General features: G+C 34.9%; 27 protein-coding genes. 12 read left to right on the top strand and 15 right to left on the bottom strand.

From position 1 onward, the window contains the following. Window positions 1-81 precede the first annotated feature (81 nt). From M2372_RS19620 to pepT, 7 genes are all read right to left on the bottom strand, one after another. Window positions 82-816 carry a LytTR family DNA-binding domain-containing protein gene (locus M2372_RS19620; protein WP_123320315.1) on the bottom strand — a complete coding sequence of 245 codons (735 nt, stop codon included), beginning with the start codon at window positions 814-816 and terminating at the stop codon, window positions 82-84. Beyond that, window positions 806-1,858 (bottom strand): sensor histidine kinase, encoded by a 1,053-nt coding sequence (locus M2372_RS19615; protein ID WP_123320316.1) that lies wholly within the window; start codon window positions 1,856-1,858, stop codon window positions 806-808. Before M2372_RS19615 ends, M2372_RS19620 begins: the two co-directional genes overlap by 11 nt. Before the next feature lie 80 nt (window positions 1,859-1,938). Beyond that, window positions 1,939-2,535, bottom strand: coding sequence for a porin family protein (locus M2372_RS19610; protein WP_115968493.1), 597 nt, complete (start codon window positions 2,533-2,535; stop codon window positions 1,939-1,941). Between the two features lie 190 nt (window positions 2,536-2,725). Then, a complete protein-coding gene (locus M2372_RS19605) occupies window positions 2,726-3,490 on the bottom strand; it encodes a T9SS type A sorting domain-containing protein (RefSeq protein ID WP_123320317.1) in 765 nt (254 codons plus the stop codon). A 164-nt stretch (window positions 3,491-3,654) separates the two neighbouring features. Next, window positions 3,655-3,891 carry a hypothetical protein gene (locus tag M2372_RS19600; protein ID WP_148060791.1) on the bottom strand — a complete coding sequence of 79 codons (237 nt, stop codon included), beginning with the start codon at window positions 3,889-3,891 and terminating at the stop codon, window positions 3,655-3,657. Between the two features lie 181 nt (window positions 3,892-4,072). Then, window positions 4,073-4,639 carry a hypothetical protein gene (locus tag M2372_RS19595; RefSeq protein ID WP_123320319.1) on the bottom strand — a complete coding sequence of 189 codons (567 nt, stop codon included), beginning with the start codon at window positions 4,637-4,639 and terminating at the stop codon, window positions 4,073-4,075. Between the two features lie 4 nt (window positions 4,640-4,643). Next, window positions 4,644-5,891 carry a peptidase T gene (pepT, locus tag M2372_RS19590; protein ID WP_123320320.1) on the bottom strand — a complete coding sequence of 416 codons (1,248 nt, stop codon included), beginning with the start codon at window positions 5,889-5,891 and terminating at the stop codon, window positions 4,644-4,646. A 187-nt stretch (window positions 5,892-6,078) separates the two neighbouring features. Between pepT and M2372_RS19585 the strand changes: the two genes are divergently transcribed. Both M2372_RS19585 and M2372_RS19580 read left to right on the top strand, forming a co-directional pair. Further along, the gene (locus tag M2372_RS19585) at window positions 6,079-6,927 is read left to right on the top strand and encodes a hydroxymethylglutaryl-CoA lyase (protein WP_123320615.1); all 849 of its coding nucleotides are present in this window, start codon (window positions 6,079-6,081) and stop codon (window positions 6,925-6,927) included. Between the two features lie 196 nt (window positions 6,928-7,123). After that, entirely contained in the window at window positions 7,124-7,960 is an 837-nt protein-coding gene (locus M2372_RS19580; RefSeq protein ID WP_123320321.1) for a sulfurtransferase, read from the top strand. 79 nt (window positions 7,961-8,039) lie between these two features. Here the strand turns inward: M2372_RS19580 and M2372_RS19575 are convergent, their stop codons facing one another. Genes M2372_RS19575 through M2372_RS19555 form a run of 5 tightly spaced genes read right to left on the bottom strand, consistent with a single transcriptional unit; the run spans window position 8,040 to window position 10,135 of the window. Continuing rightward, window positions 8,040-8,183, bottom strand: a complete 144-nt coding sequence (locus M2372_RS19575) for a hypothetical protein (RefSeq protein ID WP_165852148.1) — start codon at window positions 8,181-8,183, stop codon at window positions 8,040-8,042. A 51-nt stretch (window positions 8,184-8,234) separates the two neighbouring features. Beyond that, window positions 8,235-8,561, bottom strand: coding sequence for an SUF system Fe-S cluster assembly protein (locus tag M2372_RS19570; RefSeq protein ID WP_047098097.1), 327 nt, complete (start codon window positions 8,559-8,561; stop codon window positions 8,235-8,237). A 3-nt stretch (window positions 8,562-8,564) separates the two neighbouring features. Continuing rightward, window positions 8,565-9,266, bottom strand: a complete 702-nt coding sequence (locus M2372_RS19565; RefSeq protein ID WP_123320322.1) for a 3'-5' exonuclease — start codon at window positions 9,264-9,266, stop codon at window positions 8,565-8,567. A gap of 15 nt (window positions 9,267-9,281) precedes the next feature. Then, the gene (locus M2372_RS19560) at window positions 9,282-9,629 is read right to left on the bottom strand and encodes a tRNA-binding protein (RefSeq protein ID WP_123320323.1); all 348 of its coding nucleotides are present in this window, start codon (window positions 9,627-9,629) and stop codon (window positions 9,282-9,284) included. Then, entirely contained in the window at window positions 9,626-10,135 is a 510-nt protein-coding gene (locus tag M2372_RS19555; protein WP_123320324.1) for a hypothetical protein, read from the bottom strand. Before M2372_RS19555 ends, M2372_RS19560 begins: the two co-directional genes overlap by 4 nt. Before the next feature lie 193 nt (window positions 10,136-10,328). Here M2372_RS19555 and M2372_RS19550 point away from each other — a divergent pair, with 193 nt between their 5' ends. The 8 genes from M2372_RS19550 to M2372_RS19515 all read left to right on the top strand — a co-directional run bounded on the left by M2372_RS19550 (window position 10,329) and on the right by M2372_RS19515 (window position 14,581). Continuing rightward, window positions 10,329-10,766: a hypothetical protein gene (locus M2372_RS19550; RefSeq protein WP_123320325.1), complete on the top strand. Its 438-nt coding sequence runs from the start codon at window positions 10,329-10,331 to the stop codon at window positions 10,764-10,766. A gap of 178 nt (window positions 10,767-10,944) precedes the next feature. Next, a complete protein-coding gene (locus M2372_RS19545; protein WP_123320326.1) occupies window positions 10,945-11,229 on the top strand; it encodes a hypothetical protein in 285 nt (94 codons plus the stop codon). 39 nt (window positions 11,230-11,268) lie between these two features. Continuing rightward, window positions 11,269-11,646, top strand: coding sequence for a hypothetical protein (locus tag M2372_RS19540; protein WP_123320327.1), 378 nt, complete (start codon window positions 11,269-11,271; stop codon window positions 11,644-11,646). 107 nt (window positions 11,647-11,753) lie between these two features. Further along, entirely contained in the window at window positions 11,754-12,011 is a 258-nt protein-coding gene (locus M2372_RS19535; protein WP_123320328.1) for a hypothetical protein, read from the top strand. A 139-nt stretch (window positions 12,012-12,150) separates the two neighbouring features. Beyond that, window positions 12,151-12,471: a hypothetical protein gene (locus M2372_RS19530; RefSeq protein WP_123947258.1), complete on the top strand. Its 321-nt coding sequence runs from the start codon at window positions 12,151-12,153 to the stop codon at window positions 12,469-12,471. A gap of 113 nt (window positions 12,472-12,584) precedes the next feature. Further along, entirely contained in the window at window positions 12,585-13,118 is a 534-nt protein-coding gene (locus tag M2372_RS19525; RefSeq protein ID WP_115968461.1) for a hypothetical protein, read from the top strand. A 126-nt stretch (window positions 13,119-13,244) separates the two neighbouring features. Then, the gene (locus M2372_RS19520; RefSeq protein WP_123320329.1) at window positions 13,245-13,562 is read left to right on the top strand and encodes a hypothetical protein; all 318 of its coding nucleotides are present in this window, start codon (window positions 13,245-13,247) and stop codon (window positions 13,560-13,562) included. A gap of 149 nt (window positions 13,563-13,711) precedes the next feature. Beyond that, window positions 13,712-14,581 (top strand): RimK family alpha-L-glutamate ligase, encoded by an 870-nt coding sequence (locus M2372_RS19515; protein WP_123320330.1) that lies wholly within the window; start codon window positions 13,712-13,714, stop codon window positions 14,579-14,581. A 60-nt stretch (window positions 14,582-14,641) separates the two neighbouring features. Here the strand turns inward: M2372_RS19515 and M2372_RS19510 are convergent, their stop codons facing one another. Both M2372_RS19510 and M2372_RS19505 read right to left on the bottom strand, forming a co-directional pair. Continuing rightward, the gene (locus M2372_RS19510; protein ID WP_123320331.1) at window positions 14,642-15,124 is read right to left on the bottom strand and encodes a hypothetical protein; all 483 of its coding nucleotides are present in this window, start codon (window positions 15,122-15,124) and stop codon (window positions 14,642-14,644) included. Between the two features lie 216 nt (window positions 15,125-15,340). After that, complete coding sequence (locus M2372_RS19505) at window positions 15,341-16,165, bottom strand: universal stress protein (protein ID WP_123320332.1); 825 nt, start codon at window positions 16,163-16,165, stop codon at window positions 15,341-15,343. 64 nt (window positions 16,166-16,229) lie between these two features. On the opposite strand from M2372_RS19505, the gene M2372_RS19500 reads away from it, so the two are divergent. Then, a complete protein-coding gene (locus M2372_RS19500) occupies window positions 16,230-17,513 on the top strand; it encodes a sensor histidine kinase (RefSeq protein ID WP_259081176.1) in 1,284 nt (427 codons plus the stop codon). Beyond that, the gene (locus M2372_RS19495; RefSeq protein ID WP_115968453.1) at window positions 17,510-18,274 is read left to right on the top strand and encodes a LytTR family DNA-binding domain-containing protein; all 765 of its coding nucleotides are present in this window, start codon (window positions 17,510-17,512) and stop codon (window positions 18,272-18,274) included. Before M2372_RS19500 ends, M2372_RS19495 begins: the two co-directional genes overlap by 4 nt. Before the next feature lie 235 nt (window positions 18,275-18,509). On the opposite strand, the gene M2372_RS19490 is transcribed toward M2372_RS19495, so the two are convergent. Further along, entirely contained in the window at window positions 18,510-19,100 is a 591-nt protein-coding gene (locus tag M2372_RS19490) for a porin family protein (protein ID WP_123320333.1), read from the bottom strand. Window positions 19,101-19,403: the final 303 nt, after the last annotated feature.

Below are 19,403 nucleotides of genomic sequence, written 5' to 3'. Positions count from 1 at the left end.
TGAGAAAATAAGCCGGAATGTATTTATTTGATCTTATTTTTAACTTGAATAATTCCCCCACACCTTCCGGCTTTCTTCTTTTTACTTACTGATAAGCTTCTTATAAACGACCTGATTAAGCAGTTCTTCTTTTCGGGTACGGGATATAGGAAGCTCTGTTTTATTGATGAACAGACGGCCTCCGGAAATCATATCGATGTGGGTGATGTTGATCAGGAATGATTTGTGAATCCTGAAAAAATGTTCGAAAGGCAATGATTCTTCAATGGCCTTCATGGTCTGATGGATGACCAGGGATTTATCTTTAAAATGCAGCTTTGTATAGTTCTGCATACTTTCAATATATAAAATATCTACCCAGGAAACTTTGATAAAGGTATCAGATTGCCTTACGTACAGAAAAGGATCATCCCAAGGAGTGTTTTTCTTTAATTTTTCATTAATGATAAATTGCTGCTGGGCTTTATTGACAGCCTGATAAAAGCGGTTAAAAGCAATCGGCTTTAAAAGGTAATCCACTACCTGAAGACGGAATCCTTCCAATGCGTACTCAGAATAGGCGGTCGTAAAAATACATAATGGCGGATTTTCAAGCTGTTCCAGGAAATCGATACCATTCAGATAAGGCATATTGATATCCAGCAAAAGAAGGTCTATTTCGCTTTCTTTTACCTTGGTTCCTGCTTCCAGTGCGGTAGCATAAGTTCCTTCTACAGATAAGAAATCGATCTTGTCTGCCAGTTCCTTAAGGTGAAATCTCGCCAATGGTTCATCATCTACGATCAGACATTTCATTTTGGGAATATTATTGCTCATTTTCAGACAGTTTTAAGGTTAAAGTTACTTTATAAACAAGATGATCAGACTCTATTTTAAGATCGTAAGCATCAGGATATTGTAACTTAAGGCGTTTCTGTACATTTTGCAGGCCAATTCCGCCGTCTTTCTTTTTATGAACGGCTATTTCTGAATAGGAATTCTCAACATAGAAGAAAAGATTATTGTTTTCTTCCTTGCAGAAAATTTTCACATAACCGGTTTGTCCCGGAAGCCTGCAGACATATTTAAAGGCATTTTCAATAAAAGGAACCAGTAGCAAAGGTGCAATGTAAGCCTTTGTATTATTGATTTTCAGCGTGGCATTTACATTGAGCTCATTTCCCCATCTCAGTTTTTCCACTTCAACCAGGTTTTGGAGATATTCAATTTCCTTATCAAGAGGAACGAGGTTTTGATTGCAATGATAGAGCTGGTATCGTAAAATATCTGAAAACTTCATTAATAAAAAATCAGCAAGTTCAGTATCCGTTTTGATGAGAATATGGATGTGATTCAGAATGTTAAATACCACGTGGGGATTAATCTGGTCCTGAAGCAGCTTGAGTTGATTTTCCAAATGGGCTTGCTGAAGGAGAATATGGTCCCGTTCTATTCTTTCATGCTCAAGATAAAACTTAATACCGCATGTAGCTACACTTATCATAAAAGCAGCGGGAATGGCCATATAAAACCCTTGCCATAAAATGGGTAAATGACCGTAAAAACCGGGTGGTAAATCAACGGTAGGAGCCACCTGAAGGTAAGTAAAAATAATAGAATAAATACCACTTAAAATTAAAATATTCACTGTTGCCTGTACCAGAAAGATCTTCATTCTTTTTGTCCTTAAGGCTTTGGGAAGAAGCTTCTGGGCAAGATGATAAGTGAAAATAAAAGACGTTATTACAATGGCAATTGTTTGAAGTACAGCAATAAACCGGTCTGTGTTTGCCTGAAAATTAATCCATATTACAACGGCAAAAATACACCAGAAGCTGAGGTAAAATATATATTCTTTGAAAACATTAGATTTTGTCATGGATTGGTCTGAAGAGGGTTTATAAAAAATTAGAAACTGCAGATTCACAGTTTCTAATCAGTCAAAGATAATTCAAGTTTTTAGAATAAGAAATAACCTATCCCAAGGCTAAAGCTGTGAGGTTTGGATTTAAATTCCTTACTGATGTTAGACAGCCCGTGTTCATACCTTAGATCTACTGTAAAGTTTTTATAATCGATACCGACCCCGCCAGTAAATCCAATATTGGATTTGTCAAACTTATTAAAACCTTCCTGCAGAGATTCGGAAACCGATAACTTGTTGTTGAAAGCGTAGCTGTACACGCCACCAGCAAATGCTCTTACATTAAAATCATCGGTTTTAATAAATTTGTATCCAATCACTACAGGAATATCAATGGCATTCCATGTTAATTTTGCTTCTCCTTTGTCTTTTGCTTCGTAAGATGTTTTTCTTTTGTTGAACAGCGTTTCTCCTTGTACATACAGGCTTCCAATATCGAACCTTACCATTGCCCCTGCCTGATAGCCGAACCCGTATTTCCCTTCCAAGGAAGAAGATTCCGTTGAGGTTTTTGTAAAATTTGCCCCGCCCTTGATTCCGAAATGAATAGATGGAGTTTGTTGAGCCTGTGTATCCATAGAACATGTAATGCATAATAACAGTGAGCAGAATGCTAAAAATTGTTGTTTCATAATTTTAATTATTGTTAGAAATCTGATGCAAAACAACGAATCCGGAAGGCTTGATAAAATTTTATTTGATGAACGGTAATCGGGTAGTGATGAGCTGTAGATATTGCTGTTTTATCCTTTGATAACATTGATTAAAAAGAAAAAATCCCACGACAAATGAAGTGAGATTTTATCAATAGAGAGGGAAGGGTTAGTTTTTGATAAACTTAGAGCTTTGATCCCCTATTTTATACAGATAAACTCCTGCCTTAAGAGCTTCCACATCAATGGAAATGTTTTTCTCTCCGGAACTAAAGCTTTTATGGAGAACCATTTTTCCGGAAACATCATAGACCTGAACATTGTTTCCTCCGTTTCCCGGATTCATAATATTTAAAAGTTTGTTTCCCGGAATGGGAAAAGCTGAAAGCTTGTTTTTATTCTGTGTCTGAATTTCCAACGTAGTTAATGAAGAGGTAGGCAGAGAATATACTTCTGTAACAGTGCTAATGCCCAAGCTTTTTGAAATGACAAATTTGTTCTGATTAGAGGCCACATCATGGAAGATCTGGTATTGAGAATGGTAATCGTTTCCAAATTGCCTGATGATATTTCCGTCTTCATTGATAATAAGCATTAGGTGTTGTCCGCCCTGATTATTGATAAAAGTGAGTATGAACTCTAATTTATCATCAGTATTAAAAATACGTTTGGAGATGGAGTAGTTTTCTGTAAGCAATTCGGGAATATACATATAGCTACTCGGGATATTGGGCGTTAGTGTTTTATACAATGTATGATTGGCGTTGTAGATATCAAAAGTATTATTCCCTTTACCAATCAGATAATGAGAAGTAGTGTTGTCTGAATAAACATCCCAATGACTGCTATCAGAAGTATAAGAATGCTCAAGGTTCATTTGGCCAAATACAGAATTTGCTGCTATAATGGCCATTGAAAAAAGAGTTTTTTTCATAAGTGATTGTTGTTTAATGAATTTGATGCAAAACAACAGATCTGAAAGATGAACAGGAATTTTATTTGATGAATGGTAGAGATGTTTTGACGAGAATCTGTTTTCGAATGAAAATAAAAACGGAAGCCATTATAGCTTCCGATAGATTATTGTTTGATTTATCTTTAGTAAGGCTGCTCTGTGCAGTCATTCGGAGGTATGCATCCTCCTCCTCCTCCAGGATTTCCGCCACCGCCAACAGCAATGCATTGTCCCGGGCTTCCATCTTCATACATTTCGCAGGCTTTTCCCCAGGCACACTGGCAGTCACTCTGACAGTTATATGAATCTCCTCCCATATGGCAGCTGTCTATCCCGTTACCAAGAATCGTTGAAAGATCCTTTCTTAAAAGTTTTTTCATTGTTTTCATAATGTAATCTGATGTTAAAAATTAATAGTTTTTGTTTATAATGTAAAGGGTAAATATAACAAAAAAACAAATTGCTTTTAATTTTAACTATCCGAAAATGAATAGGATATGGGTGGGTTGTTATGTTGGATGATATAGAAAAAAGACCCACTCTAAAGCGGGTCTATTGTATTTATTTTTTAAATGTTAAAACTAAGGGAAGAGATATCGTAGATGATACCGGTTTTCCATTAGATTCTGCAGGTTTCCACTTACCTTTTTCTTTGATACGGTAAAAGGCGGCTTCAATAAATGAATTTACATCTTCATTATTTCCCTTTGCCTGCACCCCCAAGGCATTTCCCTTAGAGTCTACTACAAAGTTTAATGTTGCCTTATAGGAATCTGAAGCAAAATTTAAGAACGCTAGATCAACAGTATCATACAATGATTTTTGAAATGCAGTTTTTCCTGCTTCATATTCCGCTTCTTTTGTCAGTTTAATTTTGGCTGGCGGATCATTGGCTAATGCTTTTTTATCCTCTTCAGAAATTTTCTCCAGAGCATTTTTATAAGATGTTATTTTGTCTTCCGTAAGGAGCCACTCTAGCTTAGTTCTCAGATCATTAGGCTTAGGGTATTTATTATACAGGGCCGTTTTCTTTCTTTCATATTTCGAATCAGCCTTTTGAAATGCAGATATCTGAGCACTTCCGAAAGCAAAAGATAGTATGAATGCTAATGCTAAGAGTTTTTTCATCTTATTAAGCTTTTACAATATTAATAATCACTTCTGTTGCCTTCTCCATGCTTTCTAAAGCAACATATTCATAAGGACCGTGGAAATTGATTCCTCCCGCAAAGATATTCGGGCAGGGAAGTCCCATATAAGAAAGCTGAGCACCATCTGTACCTCCTCGGATGGCTTTGATCTTAGGTTCAATACCGCTTTCTGTCATAGCTTTTGCTGCAAGATCCACGATGTGCATTTTACCTTCAAACTGTTGCTTCATGTTTCTGTATTGCTCCTTGATCTCTACTTCAGCAGTTCCTGCACCATGTTTCTGGTTGAATTCAGCTATTTTTTCTTCCATGAATTTCTTTCTTGCTTCAAATTTATCAGCATCGTGATCACGAATGATGTATTGAAGTTTCGCTTCAGAAATATCAGCAGTAATATCCATTAAATGATAGAATCCATCAAAACCTTTAGTGGTTGAAGGAGTTTCATTAGCAGGTAACATTTGAGTAAATTCAGCAGCGAGTAAAGCCGCATTGATCATCTTACCATAAGCATATCCCGGGTGTACACTTAATCCGTGGATTTTCACTACCGCTCCGGCAGCGTTAAAGTTCTCATATTCAAGTTCTCCTACTTCTCCACCATCCATTGTATATGCCCACTCAGCACCGAATTTAGCCACATCAAACTTGTGTGCTCCTCTTCCGATCTCTTCATCAGGAGTAAATCCTACAGCAATTCTTCCATGCTTGATTTCAGGATGAGCAATAAGATATTCAGCAGCTGTTACAATTTCTGCACAACCAGCTTTATCATCTGCTCCAAGAAGTGTATTTCCATCAGTAGTAATTAATGTCTGACCAATATATTTTTTTAAACTTTCAAACCTTGAAGGAGATAAAGTGAATCCTGTGGTTTGGTTCAACAGAAGGTCATTTCCATCATAATTTTCCCAAACCTGAGGCTTTACATTTTCCCCGCTGAAATCAGGTGATGTATCGTAGTGTGAAATGAACCCAATCGTAGGTCTGTCATCATTTTCAAGGTTAGAAGGAACGTAGCCCATAATATAACCGTGCTCATCAATTGAAACATCTTCCAAACCGATCGTTTTCAGTTCTTCAGTGATATAGTTTGCAATATCCCATTGACGCTCTGTAGAAGGTGTAGATTCACTTTCTGCATCACTCGTTGAGTATATTTTTACATAACTAAGAAAACGGTTCAGCAATTTCTCTTTCCATAATGGATTGAATTCTATTGTACTCATCAGATTTATTGTAAATTTTAACAAAGTTAGCAAATTTGATGCTCAGAATACATTATTTGCGACTGAATATCAGTTATTGAAATTATAAATCAGATATAAAACTTTGAAAATCAAAATAATGTTAGATTTGTATACCTCAGATCTAAACTTATTTAGTTTTATTATATTTGAGAAAATGAAAGTACCAATGTTTCTTACCGAATGTCCTAGAGATGCAATGCAGGGATGGGGAGAGTTTATCCCTACTGACAAAAAAATAGATTATATCAACTCCTTAATGGATGTTGGCTTTGATGTATTGGATTGTCTGAGCTTTGTTTCTCCCAAAGCAATTCCCCAGATGGCTGACTCTGATGAGGTAGCTGAAAATATTGATAAATCCCGCTCCCAAACAAAAGTTTCTGCTATTATCGGAAACTACAGAGGAGCTGAAAAAGCGTTAAAACATGAGTCTGTAGATATTCTTGGGTTTCCTTTTTCTATTTCTGAAACATTTCAGCACAGGAATACCAATAAGAGTCAGGAAGAGGCTTTTGATGAGATCATTAAAATGCTTGAACTTGTAAAGACTGAAGGAAAACAGCTGAATATTTATTTTTCTATGGCTTTTGGAAATCCATACGGAGAAATGTGGAAATGGGAAGATGTGGACCAATGGGCACAAAGGTTTTCAGATATCGGTGTAAAAGATATTCTGCTTTCCGATACAACCGGAGTGGCAACCCCTGAAACCATAGCCCTTTTATTTGAGAAAATTCCGTCAAAATATCCTGAAATCAACTTCGGGGGACATTTCCATAACCGCTATGAAGAATCTTATTCAAAACTAAAAGCAGCTTATGATCAGGGATGCAGAAGATTTGATAGTGCCATCAAAGGAATTGGCGGATGTCCTATGGCAAAAGATGATTTAGTGGGAAATATGCCTACTGAGCAGGTCATCAACTTTATGAGTGTTGAAAAAGCAGACCACAAGCTGAATCTTTTAAACTTTGAAAGTTCTTACAATAAAGCTAAGGATATTTTTCATTTTTAAAATGATTTAAAATGATTTAAAATCTTTCGCAAACTCTACGCAGATAAGACACTGGAAAATTAGAATCTGCGAAATCCGTGTGATCTGCGTGAAATTAAAAAATATAAATAGGAGCGGACTTTAGTCCGCTTTACTATATTCATCAATCCATTGGCTTTAGCCAAAAACTAATTAGAATAACCTAAAATTTAACAAAATGTCTCCAATAGTTTCACCTTCTGAATTAAAGAGCCTTCCAACAGGTAACCTTATCATTCTTGATGCAAGAACGGGTAAAGATGTAAAGCAAAATTATCTTGAAAAGCATATCAAAGGAGCAAGATTCATTGATCTCGATAAAGATCTGGCGGATATAGGTGAAAATGCTGCTTTTGGAGGAAGACATCCGCTTCCAACTCCGGGAAAATTTGCAGAAACACTTTCCAATCTTGGGATTGCTGAAAATGCCCATATTGTTGTCTATGACGATAAAAATGGTTCAAACGCGGCTGCCAGAGCCTGGTGGATGCTAATATCCTTTGGATTTGAAAACGTACAGGTTCTGGATGGCGGAATACAGGCTGCAGAAAAGAATGATGTGGATTTTTCGTCAGGAGAAGAAATATTTGATAAAGCTCCGTTAATTAAAAAAGAAAATTGGATTCTTCCTGTTTCTAGTCTTGAAGAGGTAGAAGATGAATTGAAAATTAATTCGTCCACTGTAATTGATGTAAGAGATGCTTACCGATACAGAGGGGAGTCTGAACCTATTGATCTGGTGGCAGGACACATTCCGGGAGCCATCAATATTCCTTTTTCTGAAAACCTGGATGAAAACGGACTTTTCCTAAGCTCGGAAGTTTTAAAAGAAAAATACAGTCAATTATTAAAAGATAAACCTGAAAACCTGATTATTCACTGTGGTTCTGGAGTAACAGCCTGTCATACTATTCTGGCATTAGTTCGTGCAGGTTTTAATGTTCCAAATCTTTATGTGGGTTCATGGAGTGAATGGAGCAGGAGAGAAGGAAAAGAAATTGCAAAAGAAGCTTAAAAATAACCCTGAATTGGGTTTCAACGATACAGAAAAGGATGCCAATAATGACATCCTTTTTATATTTTCAATTCTTATATTACTTTTTATTCAGCTGCAGTAAAGCGATAATTATAAACCCTATTCCTGTAATGAAAGGAGGCTGAGTCTGCATTTTGGATCCTAAATAAAGCATATATACCCCTAAAAAAGCAAGGAGTATGGCTCCGATTTTTTTAATCATGTTTGCTGAGTCGTTGTACTATAAAATTATCTGTACAGAAATGCTTGAGATTTAAAGCATTCCCAGTTCAAACTTCGCTTCTTCGCTCATCATGTCCTTATTCCAGCTCGGTTCAAAGGTAAGTTCTAAATCTACACTTTTTACATTTTCTACCTCAGCTACCTTGTCTTTTACTTCCTGGGGAAGGGTTTCAGCTACCGGGCAGTTTGGAGTGGTAAGGGTCATTATAATTTTTACGTCTGCATCATCGGAGATCTGCACATCATAAATTAGCCCTAATTCGTAAATATCTACCGGAATTTCGGGGTCATATACGGTTTTTAGTACGTTGATGATTTCTTCACCAATGTCTGCAATTTGATCGTCTGTAAATTTCATTTTTTAATCTAGATTGATATTCCTTTTCAACAAATCTTCCTGACGCATACGTCGGAAAATATTTGCCAAAGTTAAGACATCTTTTTCACAATAGTCAACAATTCGCTGCAAGTCTTTTTCTATGTAGTAAATTGATGAAACCATTGAGCCGTCGATATCATCCTTTGGAGTGGGAATACCAAAGACATGAGCCAATAATTCCAGTGATACAAAACTTTTATAATCCCCGAACTTCCAAAGTTCCATAGTATCTATATGAGGAATCTCCCAGGGCTTTTTTCCAAACATCTGAAAGGGAGCGGGAGGTTGCATTCCGTTGATAAGATACCTTCGTGCAATCCATGGAAAATCAAATTCTTTCCCGTTGTGGGCACAGAGAATCACATTATAAAGTCTTGGACTGTTGAAGAGTTCTCCAAATTCCTGAAGCATCTTTTTTTCATCATGTCCGGAGAAGCTTTTGATCTTTAAGGTTTCATTCTTTTCCACCATTCCGATGGTAATGCAGATAATCTTTCCGAATTCAGCCATGATTCCGGCTCTGTCATAAAATTCAGCGGCAGAAACGTCTTCTTTTCTCTGGAATTTTGTTTTTTTATCCCAAAGATGCTGATCGGTTTCAGATAAATCTTCCCAGGAGCCTGCCTGTGGAACGGTTTCAATATCAAGGAATAAGACCTTTTCTAATGGTATGTTCTGTATCATCGTGTTTTTTATTTGCTATCCTACCTGCATTCCGTTTTTGGTGGGTAATGAAGGAGCTAAAAGAGTGACATCGTTTTTATCTTCCCCATATAATCCTAACACTAAACATTCACTGAAGAAGTTAGCAATCTGTTTTTTAGGGAAATTAACCACTGCTAAAATCTGTTTTCCTACCAATTCTTCTTTCTGATAAAGAGAAGTGATTTGTGCAGATGATTTTCTTATTCCCAGATCACCAAAGTCGATTTCCAACTGATATGAAGGATTTCTGGCTTTTTCAAAATCATGTACTGAAAGAATGGTTCCGCATCTGATGTCTATTTTTTCAAAATCTGCCCAGGTTATGTTTGGTTTTACGTTCATGGTAATGTGTTAATTAAATGTTCTACTTCTGTTTTCTGTTCTGCATATTTTTGTTGTAATTCCGAACCTTCACCCATTCTTTTATAATATTCCAAAGCTTTTCCGCCGAAGAATTTTTTATGAAAGTCCGAAACTTCAGGAACCTGTGGGAAAACTTTGTGAAAAAGCATTTCATAATACGCCTGAAACTCTCTTTCATTTTTATCCTCAATCACCTGTCCCGGAGCCTTTTGCCTTACATGAAGCATTTCGTGGGCTACCATATTCAGGACGAGGTTCAGGTCAAAATCAAATAAATTCCTTGGAATCATCACCGTTTGCGGGCCTCCGAGTTCCCCTTCCGCAGTAAGAAGCATCGAAGTAGGAGAGAGTTCTTCCCTGAATCCAAACCCTGCAAAATTGTCATGTTCCAGATCAAAAGAATGAATCAGGTATTGGGCTGCATCCAGAATCTGGTTGTGTTCTTTATAGGCTTCAAGGTGTAGATTAACCTGCTCGAAATTCATTTGAAGTATGTTTGATAACAAATGTATTAAAATATTGAGAAACCCAAGGTTGTTTATATCAAAGGTTTAGCATATAAGAGTAAAAAAGTTTTTATACGTCAACTTCTGTCGCTTCCGGGTAGCATCTTAGAGGACTATTATGAATCATTAAGAAAACAGTCTGATAACTTTTCTAAAAAACTGGCAGAAAGAAATGCTGAAAAAGAAACTAGAGCGATTTTTGATGATGCAGAGAAGGAATTGGATGAACACAAGTAAACTTAACGAAAGTAGATTCAAAATAAAATATAAAAATATTTCTATGAGAATGTTGAGGTTGGAAGTGCTGGTATTTCAAACGGTGGTTATCTTTCTTTTGATATTCCTGGAAACTTTCAGAGACAAAAACTTGGTGCTGAAATTATTGAAGAGGCTATTTCTTTTTTTGATAAACAAGGGAATTCAGGCAAGATGGCTGTCAGCAGCTAAATATGAAGGAGGGATTTCAACTAATTTAAAGTCGTTTCAATTGACTATCTTGGGAATAAATTACCTAGAGATGGCAGTACTTAATACACCCATAGGAAGAATAGTTAAGAAAAATGGCTTTACAAAAGTATCTGTTGATGATTGGGATGTTTTTTTGATCTAGGAGGTAATAGACCTGCTGAAATATATTGGATTGAATTAGAATTTAAAAAACCTTAAAACTGAAAAAACTATATACATACAATAATAAAAGAATCACTGTTTGTAACAATTTTGACTTAAAATTTAAAGATTTTCTTTTTTATCTAAAAAATAATGATGAAAAATTATATTTACTCTTGATGAGTAATGTTGATTTTAATGTGAATAGGGAGTTTTTTTTAGAAAAATTCAAAGATTTTTTAGAAAAATGGTTGCAAGAATTTTTTGAATTAAAACAATCTTTGTCTTTCAATAGTATAGAAAGTATTTTTAATACTGTTAAAATGACCAATAATAAATATGAAGAATTTTTCTCATTTTATAATTTTTATAAAAAGTTAATTGAATCAAAAGATGACATATTATTCTTTTATGATTCTCAATCAAAGACACCACATGAACATTTTAAAAGGTATGTAGATTAATTATGAATTTATTTTTAACTTCATTGATAATTAAAAATTATGTCAATTACATATCATTTAAAATTTCGAAACAAATTAGAACAAAAGCCAGAACTTACTCAACTTATTCATGAGTATAAAAATACGGTATTATTAATCTCTAATTTATATTCAACAGAGTACGGTTATGAAGGAGGAAAATTTCAAGATGAATATTTGGATGTTGACTTAGACAATTCTTCTCAAATATCATTTGATCTTTTACAGAAAGATGCTGATCCACAATCCTGGAAAAAACTACTGGAAGAAATTATTCATAAAATCACTAATGATGTATATCCAGATGAAGATTATTTTTTCGGTTTTCAGGGTGATATTGTGTATGAAATAAGAGAGAATGGGATTGTTAAGAAAAACAGGATTGATAAATTTATATAATAGTATTATAAATAGAAATTACCTTATTTATGTTAAAAGATAAGAAATGCTAACCATAGCAGAACGTTATTTAAAAAAACGAGGAGAACAAGGAGGCAGTAGCCATAATGACAGATAATATTATTGTGAAACCTTATGGTAGTATTTACTATTATAATTCTAAGGAATACCTATTGACAGGAGATTTCAATAAATCATTGATAGGTAATGCTCCTTTTTTAGTGGAAAAAAAATCAGATAGGGTCGTTACTTTTGGAACAGCAGCTAGATTAGAGGATTACATACTATCTTATGAAAATGGTACTATGACACCTAGTTTAGATCTTTACTGGTATGCAGATGAGGATAGGTTCGATTATAAGTAATCTTATTGCTTATAGAGTGTAATATTACAAAGGCTTTAACAAATATACAAAACAGTAGTGGTTTTACTGCTGTTTTATTATTTGGCAGCTGGAAGAAATCATGCTGTTTTTATTTATTGTAAAATATTCAGGAACAATTATGAAACAAACAGAAAATAAAATAAAAGAAGCTATAGCTAAGGTCTATAAAGATTTAAAATTAGACCATAACAACCAGTGTCCTATAAAATTGAATTTTTGGAAGAAAGAAGACAAAGATAATAGATTCAATATGGATTATTGGAGTGGCTGGTATGACTATTCAAAAGGATTTTCCTCTAATGAAATGTATGGAAACTATATAATAGCTATAAATGATGAAGATGGAAAGCCATTATCCGTATTAATCTTTCCTGAAGAACTTTGTATTGATACTGATAAAGATGGAAATTATTTCTTAGGAAATAGAAGCAATAATTAAAGACCATTTCGATTGTTTATCATTTAATATTCCGAAAACTTTAAAAAACAAAAGTCAGAATTTAAGGAGATAATATTAATGGACTTCTATCTTAAGTGTATAATTAATGGGTTATGAAAATAGAAAATTTAGATTTTGGAGCATTCTATTATGTCGAAGCTATGAAGATGATAGATGATCCCATTGAGAGTGTCAATGAATTTATGAAGTTTGAAAAAGAAAAGACAGAAATAGAATTGTTCTTAAAAGATTGTAGTTTGAAAGATTTTATTGGGGTAATCATTACTATTTTTAAAGATAAGTATGCTAATGGTGCTCTTTTGGGAGCCCTTATTTCAGAAACAATACAAAAAGAAAAACAATTAAATGAAATATTGTATGTTAAAAAATTTCAATATAGAGATGATTTAAAATCACTTAAGTTTAGATATAATGAAGATGATCACTTCGAATCACTTGAATTTGATATAATAATTCCTTTTACTCAGATTAGTCATATTATTGAGGAGTCTTTGATGGAAAAAAAATATTCAAAAAATGGAGATAAGTATATATTAGATTCTGATAGTGGAATGGAATATATTGAAGCTACTCCTACTTTTTTTAAACTTGGAGCAAACATGAAAGTATCAAAAAAATTTCATTAATAACTTAACCACCTTATTGGTGGTTTTTTTATTTTCAATCATATATATACTTCATTCAAATAAAGTATATATGATCCTGGAAAAAACAAAAAGATAAGAAAGAGGATATATTAGCAGAAAATTATTATGCTAACAGATAAAAAAATGCTGCAAATAGCAGAGCGTTATTTACAAAAAATAGGAGAAGGAAGCATTGAGGCAATAATATATTCGGCTGATACTATTAAAAGTCCTATGGTAATATTTATTTTAACGGGAGAGAAATTTAAGTATTCATTGGGTGGAAATGTACCTTTTTTAGTAGAGAAAGAAATTGGTAGAGTTATCACTTTTGGAACAGCGGGAATATTAGAAGACTATATAAAGGCTTATGAAAGGAAGACGTTATACAGAACTCTAGATCGTTATTGGTATCCAGATGAAGATAGATTTAACTACCAGTAATCTATACAATTTATACTAAGCATTCACAAAAGATTCCTACATGCGCGGAAAAAAACGACTGTATCCAAATCAAATAAAAAAACTGTATCTGTATTCATCCATAAGTTCTTCGCAACTTTACCCAAAGAAAAACGCATAATAACAGAAACATGAAGATTACACTGGTAGGCTTTAAAAAAGAAGATCGATTTTCGGTAGGAGTAGCCAATGATGAGGATAAAGAATTAATCAACTTTTTAAAAGATAAAGGATTGGATGTTGTTCCCACTATTTGGAATGACAAAAATGTAGACTGGAACAGCTTTGATGTAGCCGTTGTCAAATCTCCATGGGATTATCATAATCACTTGGCTGAATTTCTGAGCTGGTTGGATCATCTTGAAACCTTAGGCGTTAAAGTTTTAAATCCTGTGGAAATCATCAAATGGAATTCGGATAAACATTATTTGAAAGATATTGCCGATAAGCAGCTTCCGGTTATTGCAGCAGAATATCTGGAAAAAGGATCTTCCTTTAATACCCACTTTTTTGATCTTTTTAATGCAGAAAAATTAGTGGTGAAACCTTGTGTGAGTGCAGGTGCACAGAATACAGTAACAATCAGCAGGGATAATTTCGATGAACGCTCTAAAGAAATAGACCAATTTCTGAAAGAGCAGGATTATATGGTGCAGCCTTTTGTAGAGGAAATAAAAAACGGAGAATGGTCATTTCTGTTTTTCGACGGAAAATACAGCCACTGTTCCTTAAAAACTCCTAAACAGGGGGATTTCAGGGTGCAGCATTATCATGGTGGAAGCATCAGCTATCCAACTCCGGATCCTATGCATATAGAACAGGCAAGTGTTTACTTAAAAAACTTACCTCAATCTACACTGTATGCAAGAGTAGATGGGGTATTGATCAATAATTCATTTCACTTAATGGAACTGGAGCTTATTGAGCCTTATTTGTTTCTTAATGGCAACAATGAATTACAAGAAAATTATTATCAGGCATTAATGACTTTGATTTCCTGATAATTATTTTATTAAGGTGGTCTTCTACGTTGACAGCGTAGAAGACTTTTTTTATCAGGGTTATTTTATAATCTCGTATTTTGAAACTGGAATAATAGCTTTATTCTGAGGGGAATCAATCGTATTGGAGAAAGACAGTCCTCGTTTTGTAGCCTCCAAAAGAAATTCACCACCAGAGAAGGACCCGTCAGAATTATTACTTTCTACTGAATAAATGACTCTTCCAGATGTAAAATTATCATTCACTGTACAGTTGATATTTTTAATCTTATAAATCTGTTCAGATGGCTGTTTCTGAGTGGGTTCCTGTAACACGGTCTTTATGATAGAGTTTATCGGATCAATAGTAATTTCCACTTTAACCGGTTTTTCCTGACGATTTTTTGTAAAGACCATCTTATCTGATATCAATCTGAGCTTTTGTCTACATTGAATCGGATTTCCTTCCTGGCTGTTGTTGGATATCTGAGCAGATGACAGGATATATCCAAAAAATAATAAACAGATCATATACCATCGGTAATGAAAAAGAATAGGTTTCATAATAACTTATTTTGGTGCTTATATAAAAGTACAATTTATATCAGAATAAAATCGGAAATTTTTAATCTTTTTGTTTGGTTTTCAGTGGATATAGGATGCAAATAAAAACCGGACCGGAATTTTTCTCCGGTCCGGTTAAACAAGATTAAGTGTAAAATTTAACCCTTAAAAAGGCAAAAAAGGATAATTCAAATGTTGATTTTTATTGATTGAGCCTTAATCTATGTTTAGGGGGATTGATAGTAATGGAACTTTATTTTTATATGCCATGATGGCTGTCTTGCTTCGGTGAAAAAGAGATTCTACGAGATTGTATCTGTAGGGAACCATGGTCAGCAGATCAGAACTGGTCAGCTTTACTTCCTCTTCAATAGCTTTGATAATTTCAATGGATTGTATCATCTTAAAGCTGTATTTAATATCATCAAGATCATAGCCGGAATTCAGATCAATATCATGAATAACCTCCTCAAAATCTTCCAGCCTTTCACTTACATTAAACACCTCAATCTCCGAATCAAATTCATTAATGAAATAATAAATGTCGTTCATTGCTGACCAGGTGATAGATTTGTGGGTGTCATACGCAAAAAGAATTTTTCGGATCCCTGTATATTCTATATGTCCCGGAATAATCAGTATAGGCTTTTTGATCCTGTGAATAGCTTTAGTTACTGTATTTCCCAACAGCCTTTGTTCAAGCGTCTTTTCAGTCATACCCATGACAATAAAATTACAATTGACAGACTCTATACATTTATTAAGTTCCTCAATAAAATTCCCAGAAGCCAGATAATATTCTGTTTTGATGGCGTATAGTGTGCCGATTGCATTGGCCTTATCGGTAAGTTTCTTCTGGTTCTTTAGCGTCTGTTCATAGAAGAAATCAGCTGAGGCCTGAGCATTCAGCGCATGAATGGAAATGCTTTGAAGATTGAACAAAACAATATTATATTGGTTTTGTTTAGCCATGGATGCCGCGTAATGAATTGCACTTTCAGCTTCCCGGGAAAAATCTGTGCAGACAATTATTGTTTTCATTGTACCGATTTTGATATTGCAAAACTAGGGTGGAGGTTGGTAGTCTTTTATTAAAAATAGGGTGATGTTGCATAAAATGATGGTGAAATGTATTTTTCAGGTGATGAAACGTTATCTTCATTTGAACGGGTCTATTTTACGTTTCAGGTACAGTTTTGGCGGTCTCGTTAAAAACAGAGGAGGCTCTTCTGAAATCTATTTCTATATTTACATTCACAAAATCCCGGATATGAACAGGATTTCTAGTATCAGAAAAAATTTAGTACGGAGTAAAAAGATCCTTTCCACCATGAAAAGGAGATTTGTGATTTGGGCAGTAGCTGTAGTTGCTTTCTGTGGCTTTTCGTATCTTATTGACCCTTTTGATCCGGTTTGGCGGGGATATCTGGAGACCCCGTTAAAAATGATTATTGAGGACGCTCTTTGGATTTTTTTCTTTTCCATCATTATTTCGGAGGTCAGTATATTTATTGATCTGACTCTTAATAAACTGCTTCCGTGGAAGGATAGAACAGTCAAGCGATTATTGATACAGGGGCTTCTTCAGGTTTTAGGAAGCGTACTGATTGTGATGATTATTAATGCCATTGTAGATTGTACTTCAGATAATCTGCCTGAAATGGATTCCCGAAAAGAATATACTCTTTTAGGACAGTGGGTAGCCACTAATATTGTGATTTCGCTTATTATAAGCGGTTTTAATACAGTAGATTATTTACTTCAAAACTGGAAAAGAACGGCTGTAGAAGCTGCCCAGCACAAGCTTAGAGCTTCCAAACATAAACAGGCTGCGATGGTAGCTGAACTTCAGGCCCTTAAACTACAGATAGATCCACATTTTATCTTTAATAATCTTAGTGTACTTTCTGAGCTTATTCTGGAAGACCAGCAGCTGGGGTATGAATATTCGGAAAAATTTGCGCGGGTATATCGGTATTTGCTGGTGAATTCCAAGAAAGATATCATTGCCGTAGAAGAAGAGTTGAAGTTTTTAGACTCTTATATTTTCCTGATTGAAAAAAGGATCGGGGAAGGAGTAATATTTAAAATTGATATTCAGGAAGAATACAGATCCATGTATACCCTTCCGTTATCCCTGCAGCTATTGGTTGAAAATGCCATCAAGCATAACCAGACCTCCAAGGCAAACCCATTAAAAATTCATGTCTATACAAACCCCGAAAAAGAATTGGTAGTGGCAAATAATTTTTTACCATTGCTCAATAAACCGGATTCTTCAGGAGTAGGGCTTACCAATATTATTGCAAGATATGAGATCCTGGGCTACACAAAACCAATTATAGAACAAACAGAAGATAAATTTATTGTAAAACTTCCATTGATATGAAGATTAATAAAATTTTAATAGTTGAGGATGAAAGACCCAATGCAGACCGCTTAAAAAGGCTGTTGCTAAAGTTAAGACCGCACATTGAGATCCTGTCTGTAGAAGATTCAATAACCTCTACAGTCAATTGGCTGGAAAACAATGTCGTTCCGGATATCATTATGATGGATATCCGCCTGGCCGATGGCCTAAGCTTTGAGATTTTTAATAAGCATGAAATTAAAAGTGCCGTAATCTTTACCACTGCTTACGATGAATATGCCGTACAGGCCTTTAAATATAATAGCATAGACTACCTTTTAAAACCGATAGAAGAAGAAGAGCTGGATGCTGCATTGAAGCGGTATGAAACCTTTATGGAAGCAGTGCCTGTAGTGGGATCAGCGATAGAAGGGCTCCTTAATTATCTCCAGCCTAAAGATTATAGAAAACGGTTCCTTATTGTTCACCGTGATGGATATAAAACGGTTTTGGCAGAAGACATTCTCTACTTCTATACAGAATTGGGAATCAGTAAAGCAATGCTGAATACCGGTGTTGTGGAAAATATCCCACAGACCCTCGAAGAACTTGAAAAGCAATTGGATCCAAAGTTTTTCTTCCGTGCGAACAGACAGTTCATTATTCACATCGATTCCGTCAAGCAGATTTTTAATCATTTTAATGGAAAACTGAAACTGGAACTGAGAAAGCAGCCTGAAATGGAAGTGATTGTAAGCCGTGAAAAAGCCTCTGTTTTCAAATCCTGGATGGATTATTAGAGTAAGGAAGCTGGGGGCTGGAAGAGGGAAGTTATTGCAAACATAAGACAAATGAAGATCATTTTAATTACTGTTTTTTTAGAAAGGCTTTAAAATCCTTTTATCCCTGTCAGAAGTTGTATGCACTATAGTAACTTCCACCCTCCCTCTTCCAGCTTCCATCCCCATAATAACAAAACCCCCTCACGAATTGCTCATGAAGGGATCATATGAAGAAAAAGCTATGATTTAAACGTTATAAAGGAATAGCATATCCCAAAGAGATTGCAAAACCTCTGTTTTTCACATCTACTCCTTTCTCATCAGAGATATTGCTTAATCCTAAGTTATATCTGCCGTCTACAATGACTTTCCCCGGGCCCGCAGGAATTGCTAAACCTGCTCCCATCTGCAATCCGAAATCTACTGATCGGGTTTTACCATATGCTGCTTTCACTTTATCGTTTTTCCCCATTAAAAACCCAATGGAAGGACCTGCATTTACATATACCGGGCCGAAGCTGTATTTTGCCAATACCGGGACTTCTATATAGTTGAAATTGTAGGTCTCACTTCCATAATTGTTTTTAAACTTGGTTCCCTTGCTGATAAAGTTAACCTCAGGTTGTATAGAAAAGTTCTTTATCCCTGTCTGGATATTTACTCCCAAACCAGCCTGGAAGGACGTTTTTGACTTTTCACCATTTACATTTTTAATAGATTGGCTGGCAATGTTAATTCCTGCCTTCGGAATCAGTTCTATCCCTGATTCTTTTTTCGGTTCTGTGGTTTGAGCCTGTACTCCTAATCCTAACACAAGCGCCGTGATTGCTAAAAACTTTTTCATTTGATAAAAATTTAAATTATTGACTTATTTTTTGATGTTTTAATACTGCGAAATTAGGCTGGGAAATACCCTGAGTATGGAATTTTAAAAGTGAAACGTATAAATTAAAACCCCAACCGTATTTTTGAAATATTAAAACGAAAAAACCCTTTTTTATCGATCCTGATCCTGGAAATAATCGCTTTTCCTTTCATTTTTGGTATCATACGTTTCACCTGCGATTAATTACGTTTCACCTGATTTTTAGATGAATCTCCTTATTATATGAACTTATTTTGCTGCTGTAAAATTTAAAAACAAATG

This window comes from Chryseobacterium sp. BIGb0232, assembly GCF_024810195.1.
In the GTDB taxonomy this organism is placed as follows: Bacteria; Bacteroidota; Bacteroidia; order Flavobacteriales; family Weeksellaceae; genus Chryseobacterium; species Chryseobacterium pennae.
This window is presented reverse-complemented; position numbering and strand designations above follow the sequence as displayed.

Bases quoted from the DNA above. Each gene is read 5' to 3' on its own strand.
- M2372_RS19620 (WP_123320315.1), bottom strand. From the start codon at position 816: ATGAGCAATAATATTCCCAAAATGAAATGTCTGATCGTAGATGATGAA.
- M2372_RS19615 (WP_123320316.1), bottom strand. From the start codon at position 1,858: ATGACAAAATCTAATGTTTTCAAAGAATATATATTTTACCTCAGCTTC.
- M2372_RS19610 (WP_115968493.1), bottom strand. From the start codon at position 2,535: ATGAAACAACAATTTTTAGCATTCTGCTCACTGTTATTATGCATTACA.
- M2372_RS19605 (WP_123320317.1), bottom strand. From the start codon at position 3,490: ATGAAAAAAACTCTTTTTTCAATGGCCATTATAGCAGCAAATTCTGTA.
- M2372_RS19600 (WP_148060791.1), bottom strand. From the start codon at position 3,891: ATGAAAAAACTTTTAAGAAAGGATCTTTCAACGATTCTTGGTAACGGG.
- M2372_RS19595 (WP_123320319.1), bottom strand. From the start codon at position 4,639: ATGAAAAAACTCTTAGCATTAGCATTCATACTATCTTTTGCTTTCGGA.
- pepT (WP_123320320.1), bottom strand. From the start codon at position 5,891: ATGAGTACAATAGAATTCAATCCATTATGGAAAGAGAAATTGCTGAAC.
- M2372_RS19585 (WP_123320615.1), top strand. From the start codon at position 6,079: ATGTTTCTTACCGAATGTCCTAGAGATGCAATGCAGGGATGGGGAGAG.
- M2372_RS19580 (WP_123320321.1), top strand. From the start codon at position 7,124: ATGTCTCCAATAGTTTCACCTTCTGAATTAAAGAGCCTTCCAACAGGT.
- M2372_RS19575 (WP_165852148.1), bottom strand. From the start codon at position 8,183: ATGATTAAAAAAATCGGAGCCATACTCCTTGCTTTTTTAGGGGTATAT.
- M2372_RS19570 (WP_047098097.1), bottom strand. From the start codon at position 8,561: ATGAAATTTACAGACGATCAAATTGCAGACATTGGTGAAGAAATCATC.
- M2372_RS19565 (WP_123320322.1), bottom strand. From the start codon at position 9,266: ATGATACAGAACATACCATTAGAAAAGGTCTTATTCCTTGATATTGAA.
- M2372_RS19560 (WP_123320323.1), bottom strand. From the start codon at position 9,629: ATGAACGTAAAACCAAACATAACCTGGGCAGATTTTGAAAAAATAGAC.
- M2372_RS19555 (WP_123320324.1), bottom strand. From the start codon at position 10,135: ATGAATTTCGAGCAGGTTAATCTACACCTTGAAGCCTATAAAGAACAC.
- M2372_RS19550 (WP_123320325.1), top strand. From the start codon at position 10,329: ATGCTGAAAAAGAAACTAGAGCGATTTTTGATGATGCAGAGAAGGAAT.
- M2372_RS19545 (WP_123320326.1), top strand. From the start codon at position 10,945: ATGAGTAATGTTGATTTTAATGTGAATAGGGAGTTTTTTTTAGAAAAA.
- M2372_RS19540 (WP_123320327.1), top strand. From the start codon at position 11,269: ATGTCAATTACATATCATTTAAAATTTCGAAACAAATTAGAACAAAAG.
- M2372_RS19535 (WP_123320328.1), top strand. From the start codon at position 11,754: ATGACAGATAATATTATTGTGAAACCTTATGGTAGTATTTACTATTAT.
- M2372_RS19530 (WP_123947258.1), top strand. From the start codon at position 12,151: ATGAAACAAACAGAAAATAAAATAAAAGAAGCTATAGCTAAGGTCTAT.
- M2372_RS19525 (WP_115968461.1), top strand. From the start codon at position 12,585: ATGAAAATAGAAAATTTAGATTTTGGAGCATTCTATTATGTCGAAGCT.
- M2372_RS19520 (WP_123320329.1), top strand. From the start codon at position 13,245: ATGCTAACAGATAAAAAAATGCTGCAAATAGCAGAGCGTTATTTACAA.
- M2372_RS19515 (WP_123320330.1), top strand. From the start codon at position 13,712: ATGAAGATTACACTGGTAGGCTTTAAAAAAGAAGATCGATTTTCGGTA.
- M2372_RS19510 (WP_123320331.1), bottom strand. From the start codon at position 15,124: ATGAAACCTATTCTTTTTCATTACCGATGGTATATGATCTGTTTATTA.
- M2372_RS19505 (WP_123320332.1), bottom strand. From the start codon at position 16,165: ATGAAAACAATAATTGTCTGCACAGATTTTTCCCGGGAAGCTGAAAGT.
- M2372_RS19500 (WP_259081176.1), top strand. From the start codon at position 16,230: ATGTTGCATAAAATGATGGTGAAATGTATTTTTCAGGTGATGAAACGT.
- M2372_RS19495 (WP_115968453.1), top strand. From the start codon at position 17,510: ATGAAGATTAATAAAATTTTAATAGTTGAGGATGAAAGACCCAATGCA.
- M2372_RS19490 (WP_123320333.1), bottom strand. From the start codon at position 19,100: ATGAAAAAGTTTTTAGCAATCACGGCGCTTGTGTTAGGATTAGGAGTA.